General features: G+C 58.5%; 15 protein-coding genes. 4 read left to right on the forward strand and 11 right to left on the reverse strand.

Annotated features, from left to right (window positions below; all coding sequences use genetic code 11):
* Positions 1 to 346: TolC family protein (locus HKN37_01550; protein ID NNE45323.1), on the forward strand; the 346-nt coding region annotated here is incomplete at its 5' end.
* A gap of 104 nt (positions 347 to 450) precedes the next feature.
* Positions 451 to 1,020, forward strand: a complete 570-nt coding sequence (locus HKN37_01555; GenBank protein NNE45324.1) for an ABC transporter substrate-binding protein — start codon at positions 451 to 453, stop codon at positions 1,018 to 1,020.
* A gap of 25 nt (positions 1,021 to 1,045) precedes the next feature.
* Here HKN37_01555 and HKN37_01560 read toward each other — a convergent pair whose 3' ends face one another.
* On the reverse strand, positions 1,046 to 2,545 hold the full coding sequence (locus HKN37_01560; protein ID NNE45325.1) for a hypothetical protein: 1,500 nt from the start codon (positions 2,543 to 2,545) through the stop codon (positions 1,046 to 1,048).
* Between the two features lie 308 nt (positions 2,546 to 2,853).
* Between HKN37_01560 and HKN37_01565 the strand changes: the two genes are divergently transcribed.
* Positions 2,854 to 4,185 carry an inositol-3-phosphate synthase gene (locus HKN37_01565; protein NNE45326.1) on the forward strand — a complete coding sequence of 444 codons (1,332 nt, stop codon included), beginning with the start codon at positions 2,854 to 2,856 and terminating at the stop codon, positions 4,183 to 4,185.
* On the forward strand, positions 4,182 to 4,925 hold the full coding sequence (locus HKN37_01570) for an NTP transferase domain-containing protein (protein NNE45327.1): 744 nt from the start codon (positions 4,182 to 4,184) through the stop codon (positions 4,923 to 4,925). The genes HKN37_01565 and HKN37_01570 overlap by 4 nt, the downstream gene beginning before the upstream one ends.
* A gap of 59 nt (positions 4,926 to 4,984) precedes the next feature.
* Here HKN37_01570 and HKN37_01575 read toward each other — a convergent pair whose 3' ends face one another.
* The 10 genes from HKN37_01575 to HKN37_01620 all read right to left on the reverse strand — a co-directional run.
* Positions 4,985 to 6,652, reverse strand: coding sequence for a hypothetical protein (locus HKN37_01575; GenBank protein ID NNE45328.1), 1,668 nt, complete (start codon positions 6,650 to 6,652; stop codon positions 4,985 to 4,987).
* Between the two features lie 253 nt (positions 6,653 to 6,905).
* Positions 6,906 to 8,162, reverse strand: coding sequence for a cell division protein FtsZ (gene ftsZ / locus HKN37_01580; protein ID NNE45329.1), 1,257 nt, complete (start codon positions 8,160 to 8,162; stop codon positions 6,906 to 6,908).
* A gap of 63 nt (positions 8,163 to 8,225) precedes the next feature.
* Positions 8,226 to 9,494 carry a cell division protein FtsA gene (gene ftsA / locus HKN37_01585; protein ID NNE45330.1) on the reverse strand — a complete coding sequence of 423 codons (1,269 nt, stop codon included), beginning with the start codon at positions 9,492 to 9,494 and terminating at the stop codon, positions 8,226 to 8,228.
* 47 nt (positions 9,495 to 9,541) lie between these two features.
* Complete coding sequence (locus HKN37_01590; protein ID NNE45331.1) at positions 9,542 to 10,351, reverse strand: FtsQ-type POTRA domain-containing protein; 810 nt, start codon at positions 10,349 to 10,351, stop codon at positions 9,542 to 9,544.
* On the reverse strand, positions 10,348 to 11,775 hold the full coding sequence (locus HKN37_01595) for a UDP-N-acetylmuramate--L-alanine ligase (GenBank protein NNE45332.1): 1,428 nt from the start codon (positions 11,773 to 11,775) through the stop codon (positions 10,348 to 10,350). Before HKN37_01595 ends, HKN37_01590 begins: the two co-directional genes overlap by 4 nt.
* Positions 11,768 to 12,907: an undecaprenyldiphospho-muramoylpentapeptide beta-N-acetylglucosaminyltransferase gene (gene murG / locus HKN37_01600; protein ID NNE45333.1), complete on the reverse strand. Its 1,140-nt coding sequence runs from the start codon at positions 12,905 to 12,907 to the stop codon at positions 11,768 to 11,770. Before murG ends, HKN37_01595 begins: the two co-directional genes overlap by 8 nt.
* Positions 12,900 to 14,081, reverse strand: coding sequence for a cell division protein FtsW (locus HKN37_01605; protein ID NNE45334.1), 1,182 nt, complete (start codon positions 14,079 to 14,081; stop codon positions 12,900 to 12,902). The genes murG and HKN37_01605 overlap by 8 nt, the downstream gene beginning before the upstream one ends.
* A gap of 30 nt (positions 14,082 to 14,111) precedes the next feature.
* On the reverse strand, positions 14,112 to 15,485 hold the full coding sequence (locus tag HKN37_01610) for a UDP-N-acetylmuramoyl-L-alanine--D-glutamate ligase (GenBank protein NNE45335.1): 1,374 nt from the start codon (positions 15,483 to 15,485) through the stop codon (positions 14,112 to 14,114).
* Positions 15,486 to 15,508: 23 nt separating this feature from the next.
* Positions 15,509 to 16,666, reverse strand: a complete 1,158-nt coding sequence (locus HKN37_01615; GenBank protein NNE45336.1) for a phospho-N-acetylmuramoyl-pentapeptide-transferase — start codon at positions 16,664 to 16,666, stop codon at positions 15,509 to 15,511.
* An 11-nt stretch (positions 16,667 to 16,677) separates the two neighbouring features.
* A partial coding sequence (locus HKN37_01620) for a UDP-N-acetylmuramoyl-L-alanyl-D-glutamate--2,6-diaminopimelate ligase (protein ID NNE45337.1) occupies positions 16,678 to 18,016 on the reverse strand: 1,339 nt, incomplete at its 5' end.

Genomic DNA, 18,016 nt, shown 5'->3' on the forward strand with positions numbered 1-18,016 from the left:
GGCTCGCGCTCAGGCAAACGAAGTTGGTTTCCAGCTGGATGGACTGAGACAACTCATCCTTTTCGAGGTAGAAGAGGCGTTTAGAGGACTTTCAATTGCAGACGCCGCGTTAACGTCCACCCGCGAGGCCTATCGACTGAGCAAGGAATGGCTTCAGATGGAAACTGTGAACTTCGACCTCGACCTGGGCGATACCGAAAACCTCGTAAAAGCCGTACGCGCCAACCTGGACCTGCAAGCCGACCAGTACCAGGCGACGTATCGCTACAATCTGGCCGCGCTCAAACTCCTCAGATCATGCGGGATGCTCAGGCAGACAATTGACTCCGGCATACTTGTTGAATGACTGCAGGGTAGAGGCTGAAACCGTCAGCCAACATATCGGGTAGACCCCGAAATCTTCACTGACCGTCTTGTATCGTGTACAGAATCGTAGTCATAGCAGCCCTGATGGTCACGGCAGCAGTCCTTCCAGGGTCCGCAACCGCACAGAAGTCGCCGGCCGAGATCCGAAAGATGCTGCAGGCGAGAGACCTCGAAATCAAAACCATCCTGGGTGATCGAGACACTTTCAGCGCCGGACAGAAGGAAACGCTCAAGAGCGTAGTCAACGGAATCATCGACTTCGAGACGATGGGTCGCGAGGCGCTGGGGCCGCACTGGGAGCCTCTCACCACCGAGCAGCGTGGTCGATTCGTGGAGGTCTTCAGCGACATCGTGAGATCGCAGTCGCTATCAAACCTGGACGTATACCGCGCTCCGGTCACGTACGATGAAATCACGGTCGCCGACGATCGCGCACGCGTCATAACGTCAACCGTCTACAAGGACGTCCCGGCCCGTGTGACTTACGAGATGTTGTACCGGCAGAACGGGTGGTTTATCGCCGACATCATCCTGGATGACGTTAGCACTACGGGCGGCTACTCCCGTTCATTTCAGTCCGTCATTCGGAAGAAGGGATTTGACGCACTGATGACGAGTCTTGAGAAACGACGAGCTCGCGACAAGACAAGTTGATCCGCGAGCGGCCGAAGCGTGACGGTCACGTCGGCAGCGACGACCTGCCGATTCCTGCAGCTCGCAGCACGCCCAGCGCCGCCAGGTAGACGGCGATGGAGATCAAGGCGACCACCAATCGGCCGGGGAAGAACTGATCCGTGTAGGTCGTGAATTGCGCCGTGGTGACGATAGCGGCAAGTCCCAGCAGACCTGCGAGGTGCGGCGCGAACATCTCCTTGATCAGGGCCCGCGCCCTTATCACCCAGCGCATTTCTGCCAGTTCGAGACCACGTGTTAGGACGGCTGCGAGTGCCGACGCTGCGGCGGCGCCAAAAGGGCCGAAAAGCGGAATCCACCACAGATTGAGCAGTACGTTCGCGCTGGCCGTAGTGACACTGTTGAAAAGGTTATACCCCGAGTGACCGGTCATGACCACGATATTTCCTGCCAGTCCGAGGCTGCACTGGAGATAGGGAATCAGCAGTAGCAAGAGCATGAACTGCGTGTCCTCGCCGGAGAAGTCGGGATGCACGACGCGCAGGAGGTCGCCTCGGAGGATCACGACGGCAAGCACGATGGGGATTGCCCACGTGGCGATCCAGCGCGAGGTAACGGAATAGGCGCGGGACAATTCTTCCATGCGCCGGCCGTGGTACAGCTGAACGATGTGAGGTGCGAACGCCGACGAGAACACAAGTTTTACATGTCGGATCTCGCGTACGATCAGTGCTCCCGCACCATAGAGCCCGATGGTCGAAGCTCCGTAGCCAAGCATCCCGAGCATGACGACATCGATATTCGTAATGAACTGTTCGAGTGTCCTGTTCAGATTCTGCGGCAGCGCAAACCTGAGCATCTCACCGCTGGGACGAAACGATCGGATGGCTTGTCCGGCGGATCTCCAGGAAAGCTCTCGATTGAAGACGAAGACGGCGATGACCGAAATCGAGCACTGAGTGAAAACGTACGCCATGACGATTCCGATCTCGCTTGGCCAGATGTTCCAGAGTGCACCCGCCAGTATCACCAGAAGCGCGGGCCGAGCTACACCGTTTACGGCGGCCTCGTACTTCATGATCTTCAGGCCCTGCGTCGCGCCCAGCACGATGCGGTCAAATGCCATGAGAGGCATCACCAGCACCATCCATCTCAGCATCAGCAACAGTCGATCACCAAACTCTGGAAAGAACCGGGGCACGACGCTGGCGCCAAGCATCGCTGTCAAGGCGATCAGACCGACGGCAAATAACAAACTCCAGGCGAGCGCATTCACCAGCGCCTGGTATAGAGCGGGGTTATCTCGTCCGGGCTGTCCATCAGAGTGGCGTGCTACGAAGAGCAGGGCGCCGTCCCGAAAACCGGCCGTGAGAAAAGCGATGCTCATCTCCACCAGGGAGACCGCGGTGATGTAGACGCCAAAAACCTCGACGCCATACAGCCTGTTGACGAGGATCAGAAAGGCCGGGCCCGCCAGTCTGCCAGCCAGGCCCAGGGCGTTTACCACAGCACCACTGCGAATCTCGGATTGGCGGCTATTCATCATTGATTGATGAATTGATGGAAATAGAGGTGCCGTGGCCTGTGAGGGAGGTCCTGATCCGGCATTCAGGCCCTCATTGCGACCGGTCGGCCGTGCCGGGCAATGTCAAGTGGAACGACCGACACCGCGCGCTCTGTTCCTTCGATATGAAAGACGCCGCGGCACCGGGCACAGCGAACTGTGCACAATCTTGCCGACAACCCCCGCTAAAACCCATTTACCGTCCAATTCATAGCGCGTTTGTCGTGGTTGGCCTATTATTGACAGCTTGCAACTTAAACAGAAGTCAAAGCCAGGAGAAGCCACAGCACATGCCAGCTCAACCGTATAGCCGCCACAGCGGTAAGCTCCTCGTTCTGACCCCGGGCATGGGTGCCGTCGCCACGACATTCATTGCGGGCGTCGAAGCGATCCGACAAGGACACGCACTACCGATTGGCTCCGTCTCACAGATGCAGGCGATCCGCCTCGGATTGCGGTCCGAAAACCGCAGTCCCCTGATACGGGATTTCCTGGATCTCGCCCCTCTGGATGACCTTGAGTTTGGGGGCTGGGATGTGTTTCCTGACGATGCATACGAGGCTGCGGAACGAGCCTCCGTACTTCAGCCGTCGACGCTCGCACCTCTGAAGGACTTCCTCCACACGATCAAGCCGATGACGGCTGCCTTCGACCGCCAGTACGTCAAACGGCTCGACGGCCCGAACGTAAAGAAGGCTGCGAACAAGAAGGAACTCGCGGAGAGTCTCCGGGAAGACATCCGTACGCGCATGGCTGAGACGGGCGCGTCACGAGCCGTGATGGTGTGGTGTGGTTCCACCGAGGTGTACCTGCAGCCGTCGGCGTGTCACATGGACATCGATTCGTTCGAGAAGGGAATGCTGGACAACGACCCCGCCATTTCCCCGTCGCAGCTCTACGCGTATGCCGCGATCATGGAGGGGGTCCCCTACGCAAACGGAGCCCCGAACCTCTCAGCCGATTCACCCGCGCTCGAGCAGCTGGCTCTAAGAGAGGGTGTGCCCATTGCCGGGAAAGACTTCAAGACCGGCCAGACCCTGATGAAGACGATTCTCGCGCCAGGAATGAAGGCACGAATGCTCGGGATTCGCGGCTGGTACTCAACAAATATTCTCGGCAATCGTGACGGTGAAATACTGGACGACGCCGACAGCTTCAAGGCAAAGGAGGTCACGAAGACCGGCGTTCTTGATACGATTCTTCAGCCGGACGTATATCCGGATCTGTACAAGGATCTCTGCCACGTCGTGAAGATCAACTATTACCCCCCGCGAGGTGACGAGAAGGAGGGCTGGGACAACATTGATATTGTGGGATGGCTGGGCTATACGATGCAGATCAAGGTCAATTTCCTGTGCCGCGATTCGATTCTCGCTGCACCGATCGTCCTGGATCTGGCGCTCTTTCTGGATCTCGCAGGTCGTGCGGGTCGCAAAGGCATTCAGGAATGGCTCTCCTTCTATTTCAAGGGGCCCCACGTGCAATCGGGCCACGTACAGGAACATGATCTGTTCATTCAACACTTCCGCCTGAAGAACACTCTGCGTGTACTTGGAGGTGAAGAGCCGGTAACACATCTTTCCGAGAACTACACCTCGGCAGAGAACCTGGAAATGATATGACAGGCTCCGAGCATACTCGAACGGGCGTCATTCTGGCCGCAGGATTCGGCTCCAGGCTTGCCCTCGGTCGTGAAGATGCACTCCTGAAGCCCCTGACACCGGTCGGGGGTATTCCACTGATCGAGCGAACGTTGAACAGCCTGCAGCTTGCCGGCTGTTCACGCGCCGTCATCGTCCTGGGTTATCAAGCCGACAACCTCGAGGCAGAGATTCGGCAGACGTACACCGGGCCACTGACGTTGGAGTTCGTCAATAACCCGCACTTCGACAAGAGCAACGGCCTGTCCGTCATCGCGGCGAAACGCGCTATCGGTGATGAGGAGTTTGTACTTGTCATGGCAGATCATGTGTTGGGCGATGAGCTGATGGAGACTGCGGGCCAGACGGTTCCGCCGCCCGACGGTGCATCTCTCCTTGTTGACTACAAGCTGGACGTCGTATTCGACATGGACGATGCCACGAAGGTGCTGGCACGAGCCGACCGCGTCGAGGCGATCGGTAAGCACATCCAGGATTTCAACTGCATTGATACCGGCGTTTTCGTGTGCACGACGGGCCTGATTGATGCGCTTGAAGAGGTGTACAACGAAGAGTATGACGCCTCCCTATCGGACGGAGTGCAGTTGCTGAGCGAGCAGGGCCGGATGGACGCGGTGAGCATCGGTGCGAGCTTCTGGCAGGATGTCGACACGCCGGAAATGCTGGCCCACGCCGAGGAGATTCTACGGTCGCTCGACTGATACGGTGAGCAGCGGCGATCGACCGACTGCACCGGAGGGCGCGGATGATCCGGGATGTGTCAGAAGTTCGTTGCGAGCTCCCAGAGGTATCTGACAGTGTCACCGTTGCGGGTACCGACAAACAGGGCGAACGCCAGGCCCAACGCGAAGGGATGGAGCACGAGGGCCACGACCAGCAGTCCAATAGATATGCGTGAGCAACGCCAGAAATCCATCAGACTGCGGCCCGCCGAGAGCCAGAAAAGACCAGCGGTGACTGCGAGTACGGAAGACGCTACTCCCATTCTCACCTCTTCGCTGAACGTTGCAATCGCCGGCGACACGAGAAGCAGAAGGATCAGGGGCCACTGCGGCCAGATCACAAGCATCATCACCTGGGCCGGGAGCAGCGTCTGTCTTGCCCGGGACAATAACGAGAGGGTCGACGTCCACGCCACTGCCGTCAGTGCGTAGGCGCTGGCCACAATCGCCGTCAACATCCACGGTTGGTCAAGAAGCGCTCCCACAAATTCACGCAGTTCGGGCGACAGCCCGTTACGACCGACCAGGAAGACGGGCAGATACGATATCTCTGTGAGCAGCACCGCCATCAGCATGCCGATTCCGGCCGAGACGGCGAACAGAATCACAATACTCTCGCCCACCAGCGATTCACGTCCGCTCACAACCGCCTCGCGATAGAACGCGTGTGACAGAAAGTAGCGGGGGACCATGTGTCTAAGCCTGGGTGAGGTGGCGTAAGCAAGACCCAGAGCGGCCAGAATCGTCCAGCCAAAGACTGTCATCCACATCCAGCCTCTCGGCGCCGGATCTCCAGCAGGAAACGCGAAGACCTGTTGGTCACCGGTCGCAAATCCGCTTGCCACCTCCAGTGCGGGTCGCGGTCCTCCCGACGAATTATGAAGGCCATATCTCCGCTGGACGATATCTGCATACGCATCGTCTCTTGTCGAAGGATCTTGCCAGCGGTGGATGAACACGAGTGAGGGCGTGTCGATCGCTTCGCCGCCACTGACGACCTGCAAGGCTCGCTCGATGTATCGCGCCTGTGATTCAGGCGATCTCGGGTAGTTCAAGCCCCGATGACTCAGGTCCAGATCCGTCCACGTACCCAGCGCACCGATGCCCGTCACACGTGGCGGGTCGGACGAACTCGCGAGGAAGTGTAGAATTTCCGACGTCCCGATATCGCGGAGGTCGACAAAGACTTGATCGACTGTTGACTGACATGCGTCGAATTCTGTGACTCGGGTTGTGTAGTAGGTCTCGACGTCCGGTGGCGCGCGCTCACTGACAAAGTCGCCTATGTGATTGAGATAGGCGCATGCGTCCGGGTGACTCGTATCAATCAGATCGGCGAGGCCGATCCCGCGGAACGACCGAAAGCGATGCGCAAACGGAATCAGGTCCGTTGCAACAGTTCTAACGAAAGCAAGTGTGTCTGCGAGGCGGCTTACCGGAAGCGCCCGGACCGGGAGGTCCTGATACAGTGCGAGCCCGAGAGAGTCCGCAAGAATGTATAACTCCGGCCTCGTGATGATATTCGATCTCACCGCTTTGAATCCCGCGGCATGAATACGCTCGAGGTCATGCTGGGCCTCCCGGATATCGTCCGGCACGGCCCAGGTAACACCCAGCGTGAGATTCTGCGCCTCGGCGAGATCAGCAGATGCGCCCTGAAGAAGGACGAGCACGAAGGCCCCGATGATTTGAGCGCGGCTGTTCACGTTCGATTTGTCGTGTAGCAGGACTTCGAAAGTTAGCGTTTTGTGCCGGACCGTTACGGGCCGGGCGTCTGAGTACTAGAAAAAGAAGGGCCGCGCCGGTGGGTGGAGCGCGGCCCGGGTCGGAGCGAATCGGGAGGCATCGACGCATCTGGTCGATCCGGTTGTGGCCCAGCGTGCGGCACAGCGGAACTGGAGGACCCGCTCATCAACCGGTTGATTCGTTCCGTTGAAAATGGAGAATCTCGTCTCTGTGTTAGTCCATCATCTTGCGAATAAATGCGGGCGTTTCGTGATCATCTTTCATGATGCTCTCGGTTATGTCCCTGAGTTCGTTCGGCGCGACTCTTCGCACGCTGGGCTTGCGTGCGGTGTCTTTCACGTCGGCAGTTTCGGGATCCAGCAGGATCGGGCTCTTCGAGCGTCGCACATACGCGGGGGTGTCCAGCTGCTTGAGGTTCTCCTCTCCCTTGTAGTGGTGCACCGACATGTCGGTGTGGAGCGCCGATGGTTTGAAGGACTTTTCCTGCCGGGGAGGACCGTCGAAGCCTGTAGCGATGACTGTCACGCGAAGCTCATCGTCGGAGGCCTCATCGATGACCGTGCCGAAGATGACTTCAACATCGTCGCCCGCCTCGCGCTGAATGATGCTCGTGGCGTCTGTGGCTTCCTTGATTCCAAGGGATCGGCCGGCTGTGATATTCACCAGGACGTTGCGTGCGCCCTTGATCGAGAGGCCGTCAAGCAGGGGACTCGAGATAGCCTCTATGGCGGCGCGCTCCGCACGATTCTCTCCTTCGGCGGTAGCCGCGCCCATCAGTGCCGTACCGCCATTTTGCATGGTCGTCTTGACGTCGGCGAAGTCCAGATTGATAAGTCCCTGCACGGTGATGAGATCGCTGATGCCGCGTGTTGCGTTGTACAGCACTTCGTCGGCACGAGCAAAAGCCTCGACCAGACTCGTGTCCTCTTCGGCGATGTCCAGCAGCCGTTCATTAGGAATCACGATCAGCGTATCGATGTATTCACGAAGGCGCTCGATCCCCTCCGTTGCGGTCTTCATGCGCCGTCCGCCTTCGCATTCGAATGGACGGGTCACGATAGCGACGCTGAGAATTCCGAGACTTCGTGTGATCGACGCGACAACGGGCGCGCCTCCGGTTCCGGTGCCACCACCCATCCCGGCCGTAACGAAGACCATGTCGTAGTCGCTGAGCGCCTGCTCGATCTGCTCGTAGTTCTCCTGCACGGCTTCTGCGCCTGCACTGGGCCGTGCCCCCGCACCCAGACCCTTCGTCACGCTACGGCCCACCTGGATCTTTGTGGTGGCCAGGTTGGCGCCAAGCGCCTGCGCATCTGTGTTGATGGCAATGAAGTCCACACCTTTAATGCCGCGATCGACCATGTTGTTGATCGCGTTACCACCGCCGCCACCGACCCCGACCACGCAGATCTTGGCTTCATCGTTTGATGCCTCATCAAACTTGAAACGCGGGCTGAACAGATTATCCATTCTCTCCTCCAGTTTGCTTCGATCCCCGGGGAATCTTCTTAGTCTCTAGTTTTACAGGTCCCACTATAGTTCGTCGAACCAGGCTTTCATTCGCAATGCGATACGGCCAACCAATTTGTCACCCGGGATTCCATCTTCGCCCGGGTGTGTCACCATCGCGGTAGACAATGCGGCACCGCCACGCAGTTCGGGGCGAAGTGCGAAGAGCACCAGCCCGACCGATGTCGCGTATTTCGGATCGCTGACTTCTTCGACAAGGCCGCCGGCGAGACCCATCGGATAACCGACGCGCGCCTCAACGCCGAGAACCTCAGCTGCGAGATCCGCAGTACCAGGAACCATCGACCCACCGCCGGTGACGACGACGCCAGCCGAAAGATGTCTACCGTAGCCGCTGCGCTTGATCTCTATTCCGGCAATCTCCAGAATCTCCTCCATCCTCGGCTGTATGATCTGCGATAGCACTCCGCGGCCGATGGTCTTCTCCGACCGGCCTCCAATTCCCGGGATGGTAATCGACTCCTCCTCTGTGATGGCGTGTGCGATCGCAGCTCCGTAGTTGCACTTGAGATCCTCGGCCTGATCGCGCATCACACCAAGTCCCTTGCGGATATCATCCGTGACGTTGTTGCCCGCGACAGCAATGACTGCGGTGTGACGGATGGTGTTGTCCTCAAACACGGCAATGTCTGTGGTGCCGCCGCCGATGTCGATCAGTGCCACACCGACCTCTTTCTCATCCTGATGCAGTACGGCGAACGACGACGCCAGCGGTTCGAGAACGATGTCGGCAACGCTGAAGCCGGCCTTTTCTACGCACCGGTATATGTTCTTCGCGGCCGACACGAGTCCCGTGATAATGTGCACGTTCGCCTCGAGCCTCACGCCGCTCATCCCCACCGGATCGGCCACTCCATCCTGTCCGTCAACGATAAAGTCCTGCGGGATCACATGAAGTATCTCCCGATCAGCCGGCATCGCAACGTGCATCGTATCCTCGATTAGACGCTGCTGGTCGCGGAGAGTGATCTCATTGTCGCGATTGGAGATCGTAATGACTCCGCGACTCTGAAAACTTTGAACATGATCCCCCGCAATTCCGACGACAACGCTTTTCACTTCGACGCCCGCGCCACGCTCGGCCTCTCTTATGGCTTCCTGCACGGCGGCAACGGTGCGGTCGATGTTGACGACGACACCTCGATTGAGGCCATCCGACGCGGCCCTGCCGAAGCCGAGGATGTTGATACGGTCCAGTTCATCCACAGCAGCGACTACCGCGCACACCTTCGTGGTGCCAATGTCGAGTCCTACAACAATGTTGTCGTTCATTTCGCGTTGCGATTTTCGTTGATCAAGTTTGATCGCCGGGGCGATGGTTACTTCGTCACGATTTGGCTGTTAAAACGGAGGTCTATCTGTCGAATATCACGTTCGGGCTCGGGCAGGAGCGCCTGATGCCAGAACGCATGTAGTTTGGTCAACTGCTTCTCAATATCACCCTTTCCAATGCGCACTTCGAGCGAGCCGCGGTTGTCGAGCACCGTGGTGTGAAGCACGAACTCTCCGGCCTTCTGGATTTCGATCTCCGACACGAGAGCGTGAATAGACGGATCGAGATCGTCCAGTACCGATGCCAGTTCCAGGACAGACGGTTCCGCCACAGCAACGAGTGGATCGAAGGCCTCGTCGAGTCCGTGAAGCAGCGGAACGTCGTACGCTACTCCCGCAACGAATGGCATTCGGAAGCCTTCGGCGTCGATGTAGTGCACGGGTCGACCGCTACGCATCGCAAGCAGCACGGGAGTCCGCTCTTTGACGGTGAGTATCATCCTTCCGCTCGGCGTCCGTTCCACGTCAACGTGTTCAATCCACGGATGGCGCTGCGCCTGATCCGCAAGCCTTGCCAGATCCATCTCATACAGTGGGCTATCCAGTTCCGCGACTACCATCTCCCGGATCTCGTCTTTGGTAGCGTTGAGCGGTGGGCATGCGGCGGATGAAAAGAGCTTCCATTCGACTTCGCATGCCGACACCACTTCGATCGACTTCAGGACGACGTCGGATCGCCATTGCCACCCGACGGCGGCAAGTCCCAGAATGAGGCAAGCGGCCAGGACAGCGGCGTAGCCCCATTTTCGGCCCGGCTGCGCCATCTCGATCAGCTCATGTTTCCGATCTCTGCTCATGTCGTGTTGGTTGTCGTTTGAACTCGGGAAGCGAGCGCCTCCACCAGGACTCTCGATTGTCTCCAGATATCGCCGGCGCCCATCAATATCACAGCGTCGCCGGGACGCAGGCGGGATATGAGCACCTCCGGCAGCGCTACCACACTTTCGACATAGGAGATGTCGGCGTGGCCTAATCCGGTTGCGATGTCCACCAACTGCCGCCCACTTACGCCAGCGATGGGCGTCTCACGCGCACCGTAGATGTCCGTTACAAACATCACATCGGCATCCTGAAATGCGCGACCGAATTCTTCTCGCATGTCACGCGTTCGGGAATAGAGATGGGGTTGAAACGCTGCGACAATCCGTCGGTCGGGCCAGGCATCCGACGCCGTCCGAAGTGTGGCAGCGACCTCCGCCGGGTGGTGCGCATAGTCGTCGACCACGACGATGTCCGCAGCCGTCGACAGTATATCGAAGCGACGCTGGACGCCTTCGAAGGCTTGCAAAGCCTCCGCGATTCTGGAAACCGGAATGTCGAGTTCCAGGCCAACCGTAAACGCTGCCAACGCATTCAGGAGGTTGTGCCTGCCCGGCGCCTTCAGCTCCACGTGAACTGCAAACGCACCTTCGACATGGACGTCGAACGTTGTGCGTAGCCCGACGGACTCAATATTAGCAGCCCGGACCGTTGCTCCCGGTGAAAACCCGTACGTCACAATGCGACGATCTATGCGCTCTACTACGGACTGCACATTCTCGTCGTCAATACACAGAATGACGGCTCCGAAGAACGGCGTACTATTCGCAAACTGAACGAACGCGTTCTTTATGTCATCCAGATCGGTGTAGATATCCAGGTGCTCCACGTCGATCGAGGTAATGACCGCAATCGAGGGTGTGAGCCGCAGGAAGGCGCGATCATACTCGTCGGCTTCGATCACGATCACGTCTCCCTCTCCTGCCACAGCATTCGAGCCGAAGACCGCGACCTTGCCGCCAACGATAATCGTCGGGTCGAATCCCCCGTGCCCAACGACCATCCCGGCCATGGTTGTCGTCGTGGTCTTCCCGTGCGTTCCCGCGATGGCGACCCCGTATTTGGTGCGCATCAACTCGCCCAGCATGTCCGCACGCTTGATGATCGGTATGTGCCTGCGGCGAGCTTCCAGGGTCTCCGGATTTATGCCAGCGTCTACCGCGGACGAATGCACTACAACATCGACGTCTCCGACGTGTCCCGCGTCGTGGCCCCTGTAGATCGTTGCTCCAAGTGTTTCGAGGTGCTCAGTAGTTTCTCCGGGTTGGAGGTCGGATCCGCTTACCACATATCCTCGAGACAGCAGCACTTCGGCGATCGAACTCATTCCGATGCCACCGATCCCGACCATGTGAACACGGCGGGTTCGCCCGAACGCCGGTTGTCGTCGAACTTCAACCATGGACTGCCCCCGCGTACAGGTCATTGGCTTCGAAGGCACCGGCGAGTCGCAGCACGGCTTGTGCGATTTCGGTCGCCGCTTCCGGCCTGGCAAGCTGAGCCGCCGCCGCTCCCATCGTATGAAGCAAGTCCTGATCCGTGATCAATGTGTCGATTGTCTCGACAAGAAGATTCGTCATATCCGACTCTTTCAAGAGTGCAGCGGCATTCGCTGACACAAGACTCTCTGCATTTCGCGTCTGATGGTCTTCTGCGACGTTCGGCGATGGCACAAGGATCGAGGGCGTGCCCGTCATCATGAGTTCGCTGCACGTGCTGGCACCTGCTCGCGCCACCACGAGATCGCTGGCCGCATAGGCCAGATCCATCCGATCGATGTAGCGTCGCAGCCGAATCCTTTCGTTGTTGCCGATGGTCTGCACTACTCGATCGTAGTAGCGAGGTCCCGTCTGCCATAGCAGGAATCTATTCTCGCGGGCGATAGCCGGTGCGAGATCAACCAGCACGCGATTGAATGCTTCGCTTCCGAGTGACCCGCCGAACACAAACACAAGTTGCGCCTCAGATGGGACGTCGTAGAAAGCTCTTCCCTCAGATCGATCCGCGCCGTGCAACTCGCTTCGCGTTGGATTGCCCGTCATATGACAGCGTTCCTTCGGGAAGAATTTCACCGCCTCTGGAAACGCGAGATGAATCTCGTCCGCCCAGCGTCCTACGAGCCGATTCGTTACACCCGCGTACGCGTTCTGCTCCTGAACAACAACCCTTCTTTTCAAGGCAGCTGCCGCAGCCAATACGGGTCCGGCGACATAGCCTCCGGTGCCAACGGCCACGTCTGGGTCGAAGGCGCGCACGAGCGAGAGACTCTGCAGAAAGCCGCGGATGGCCTTGAACGGTGTCCCGAGGTTTTGAACGATCCGACCACGCTGAAAACCCGCGACTGTGATCGGTGAGATCTCGTAGCCTGCCTTCGGCACGGCGTCCCATTCCATCTTGTCGCGCGTGCCGGCAAAGACGATCGCCGACAACGGATTCAATCGACGAATCTCGTCCGCTACCGCAATGGCTGGATAGACGTGTCCGCCCGTCCCGCCGGCAGCAAAAAGAATCCTTGGCCGATCTCCGTCACGCATCCTGTCGTATCGCCTTGTCGTCTATTTGTCTGGAGATATTCAGCAAGATCCCGACCATCAGTCCGGCGGCCAGCATCGACGTGCCACCGTATGAAACAAAGGGCATCGGGAGCCCTGTTACCGGTAACAATCCGGCGGCCACTCCCGCGTGTATGAAACCGTAAAGGGCCAACATCGTCGCCATGCCCACAGCGACAAAGAGGCCGAGCGGGTCGACCGCATGCCGAGCAACTCTCAACAGTGCGCGGGCGAGGAAGACGACGAACAGCGCCAGCAATGCCAGCGCCCCGATGATGCCGTATTCCTCTGCGATAATCGCAAAGATGAAATCGTTGTAGGGAGCCGGTAGAAAGTCACGCTGTACGCTCTTCCCTGGACCAACACCCGTCAGTCCGCCCATCGCAAAGGCAATCCTCGCCTGCTGTGCCTGGTATCCTTCGTCCTGGGCGTCGAAGACCTGTTCGGATGTCGTGTTCGGAAAGATCTTCAGTCCGAGATACGCCTCAACCCGGGCTGCGCGGTGAGGTGAGGCAAGTAGCAGTCCCCCGGCCAGTACAAGCCCGAGGAGTGCCGTGCCGGTGATGTGCAGCGTGCTTATTCTGGCGACGAAGCACATGGTCAGCGTCGCGACGAGTAGGAGGACCGCCGACGAGAGATCCTCAATTCCAATGAGCACGACCGTCGCCATGATCCAGACGAGAATCGGAAGGAAACTGCGGCTGAAGTCCTTTATGTATTCCTGTTTGCGCGCCAACATGACGGCCACATACAGAACAAGCGCAACTTTGGCGAGGTCCGACGGCTGGAAACCGAATGCACCCACGTCAAGCCACCGTCTTGCTCCGCCCTGCACCGTCCCGATCACTTGTACCGCGATGAGCAGTCCGATCGAAAACACGAGCGCGAGCTTTGAGAGGCGGGCCAACTTGCGATAGTCTATGAGACTGACGACGCCCATCACTCCAAGCGCAACGACCACACGAGTCACGTGTCGCAGCAGGAATCGCTCCGTGTCGCCGCCCGACTTAGTGGCGGCGAGAAAACCGACGGCACTGTACACGGCGACAATACCGAATGCCGCCAGGCCCAGGATCACCCAGACCAGGTACTTGTCCGCCGGCCGGAGTGACGCCAGGAATCGAGTCACGGCAGGTGGTGTCTTTGATATCTCCATCTTGGGGGGATCCTCTCTCCGGTTTCTCCTCTATAGCTCTTCCACGATCCTGCGGAACGTCTCTCCACGATCCATATAGTCGTCGAACATGTCGAAGGACGCGCACGCCGGACTGAGCAGGACGACATCTCCGGGCTGTGCAAGAGCCTGGGCGAATTCGACCGCCTGTTCCAGTGAGTCGGCGCCGACTGATTCGGGAGCATGTTGTCCGAGTTCGCTCAGCACCTTTTCGGCGCTCTCACCGATGGCGACGACCGCCCTGACCTTTTTCTTGACGAGGTCGATCAGCGACGAGTAATCGTTGCCTTTGTCGCGACCTCCGGCGATCAGCACGACGGGTTCGTTGAACGATTCGAGCGCGTACCAGAGCGAGTTCACGTTCGTGGCTTTCGAGTCGTTTACGAACTTGAGGGTGGAGACCGTCCGGATGAGCTCAAGCCGGTGGGGTACGCCTTCGAAGGTCGCGAGGCTCTCCCGGACGATCTCACTTCTAATTTCTACTACTCTTGCTGCTACCGCCGCTGCCAGCGAATTGTAAAGATTATGTCGCCCTTTAAGAGCGACTTGCTTCACTTGCATCAGGCGTTCCTCCTCTCCATGCAGATTGATGATGATTGTCTCGTTCGCCACGAAGGCTCCACGGTCCGTGGGCCTCTCTAGCGAAAAGGGTAATGCGGTGACGCGGCTCCGTGTCGACGCTTGCTCGATGCCGGCCCGGACGAGCGGATCGTCTGCGTTGTAGACGACCGTATCGTGATCACGCTGGTTCTCCATGATCCGGTATTTGCTCCGTGCGTAGACCTGTAGATCGTTGTCGTACCGGTCCAGGTGGTCCGGTGTAATATTGAGCAGCAGACTTACCATTGGCCGAAAGCTCGTAATGTGATCCAGTTGAAAGCTGGACACTTCAAGAACCACCAGGTCATGCTCGAGCGCATCCTCGGCAATGGCCGAAAAGGCAAGTCCAATGTTGCCTGCAACGTGAACTCGTTTGCCCGCGCTCTTCAAAATGTGACCGAGCAGTGCGGTGGTCGTCGTCTTGCCGTTCGAGCCTGTCACGGCCAACACGGGAGCGCGACAAAACCACGAGGCGACTTCTATTTCTGAAACCACAGGGATGCCGCGTCGCGCTGCCTCCTCGACAAGAGGTGACGTTGATGGCACTCCGGGACTAATCACGATGAAATCCGCCTCCGAGGCTTTCGCGGTGTGCCCAGCACTCTCGTATCCAATTGCGGCGTTCTGAAACTCTGTGACGGCAGATTGGTCGATCGGTCCACGATCGGTCACGAAGACGTCGGCTCCGTTTCGCGCCAGCAGTAACGCCGCGGCAATACCGCTTCGTTGCGCACCGACGACCGTGATCGTCGACCCGGGTACCTGGGGCGTTGAAGCCGACTGCATCGTGGAAACCACCGTGGATGCCTCTAGCGAATGCGAAGTGTCAGGAGAGTCGCGATCACGGTCACTGCCGTGATGATCCAGAATCGCACCACAATCTTTGCTTCGTGCGTCCCCATCACCTCGTAGTGGTGGTGCAAGGGTGCCATCTTGAACATTCTTCTTCCGACTCCGGTCTTCCGGCGGGAATACTTGAAGTAAGACGTCTGAATGATGACCGAGAGCGACTCCACGAAGAACACCGCGCATAGAAGCGGTATAAGCAGCTCCTTCTTGATCATCAGCGCGAGGGTGCCGACGGCCGCGCCAAGCGCCAGGGATCCGGTGTCGCCCATGAATACGGTGGCCGGATATCCGTTGTACCAGAGGAATCCGAAGCAGGCCGCAGCCATGGCAGCCGCGAAGATGGACAACTCGCCGGTTCCTGGAAGGAAGATCTCGTTCAGAAAGTCCGAGAGGATCGCGTTGCCGGAGATGTAGCAGAGGACAACGAGGCCAAGAGCCACAATACCCGTCGTACCTGCTGCGAGACCGTCGAGCCCGTCCGTCAGGTTGACGGCATTCGAAACGGCGGTGATGATGAACACGCTCACCGGTATGAAGACGATCCATCCAAGATCGACGTCGCCGAAGAGTCCCGTCACAAAATCGTAGCTCATTCGCCCGTCAGCAACGAACGGAAGGGACGTTATCGATCGCAGCTCCTCAAACTGGGGTGTGAAGTAAAGGACGCACCCGACTCCAATGCCGAGACTGATCTGACCCGCGAGTTTGATGCGGGCGGGCAATCCGCTCTTGTCGAGCTTTACCACCTTGATATAGTCGTCGGCGAATCCGAAGACGCCCATCCAGGCGGTCGCTATGATGATTACCCAGACGTAGAGCTCGGTAAGATCGCCCCAGAGAAGCGTAGCCCCGAGAATGGACAACAGCATGATCACGCCACCCATGGTGGGTGTGCCCCGTTTGTGGGCGTGGTCGATAAAGCCTGCCGCCGAGCCTTCCCGAACCTGCTCACCAAGTTGTTTTCGTTCGAGCCACAAGATCATCCGTCGACCGACGACGAGCGACGTGAACATCGCGGTGATGGCGGCAAGGGCAGCGCGCACCGTGATGAACTGAATGATCTGGAAGCCCGGAGGTTGGTAGACCTGTTCCAGATAGTCGATGAGGTGGTATAGCATTTCGGTGGGTTCTAGGACAACTTCGTGTCGGGTATGCCGAATACCTGGCGCGCAATCTTTCGATCGTCAAAAAGTGTTTTGCGGGTACCGATCACCTGGTAGGTTTCGTGACCTTTGCCGGCAATGAGCACGATGTCGCCTGGCACCGCCAACGTGGCAGCGGCACCGATCGCGGACTCCCTGTCGACGATCCACTTTGCGGCAGTCGGGTTCGCGAAACCGGTGCGGATATCGTCAAGAATTCTGGCCGGATCTTCCGTGCGTGGATTGTCGCTGGTGGCAATGGCGAGATCCGACATTTGCTCGGCTATGGCGCCCATCAAGGGTCGCTTCGTCACATCCCTGTCTCCGCCACAGCCGAAGACGCAGATCAGCCGTCCGTGGCCCTTGAGTACTTCTCGTGCCGCTCGCAACGCATTGTCAAGAGCGTCCGGAGTATGAGCATAGTCGACGATAACCAGTCGCCCGTCGGGTGTGGGCATCTGTTCGAATCGACCAGGTACAGGCGGCGCATCAGCCAGAGCCCCGAGTATGTCCCCCGACTGATAATCGAGGGCCCTGGCTGCGCCATACGCTGCGGTGAGGTTGTAGGCATTGAAGACTCCGACTAGTCGGAAGGTCTGTTTGTAGCCGTCCAGACGAAGGGATAGTCCTTCTCGATCGTTGCCCAGAACCTCGAAGCGTATGTCCGCCTGTGTATTCTGTCCGTAAGACAGAATTTCTGCATGAATGTCGCTCACCATTGCAGCGCCGCTGGGATCATCGCTGTTGTAGACAGCGGTCGCACCGGCGGCGAGCGACGTAAAGAGTGATCGTTTGGTCTCCAGGTAATGCTGGAAGTCACCGTGGAAGTCCAGGTGGTCCTGCGTGAGGTTCGTAAAAACACCCACGTCAAATGCAAGCCCGGCCACGCGATGCTGCGAGAGTGCGTGTGATGAGACTTCCATGGAGCACGTTGTGCATCCGGCGTCTACCATCGCGCGAAGAAGCTCTTGAAGTTCGAGAGCGTCAGGCGTCGTCAGGCTGGCCTGTCGTTCTTCTTCCCCGGTGTGGTAAGCGATAGTTCCTATCAGGCCGCACTTGCGACCGAGTGTGTTCAGGAGATGGTGGATCAGATATGCGGTCGTGCTTTTTCCGTTTGTGCCGGTCGAGCCGACGATCGTGAGTTTCTCCGACGGGTCTTCGTAGAAGACGGACGACAGATGCGCCCACGCGGCACGTGTATTGGAAACAGTGGCGAATACGGTGCCGGGAAACCGCGTCCTGGCGTCCCCCGGCACCGTCTCGCACACGACGGCGATAGCTCCGTTATTAACAGCCTTATCAATGAACAGGTGACCGTCCACCTTG

The sequence above is a fragment of the Rhodothermales bacterium genome, assembly GCA_013002345.1.
Taxonomy (GTDB): domain Bacteria; phylum Bacteroidota; class Rhodothermia; order Rhodothermales; family JABDKH01; genus JABDKH01.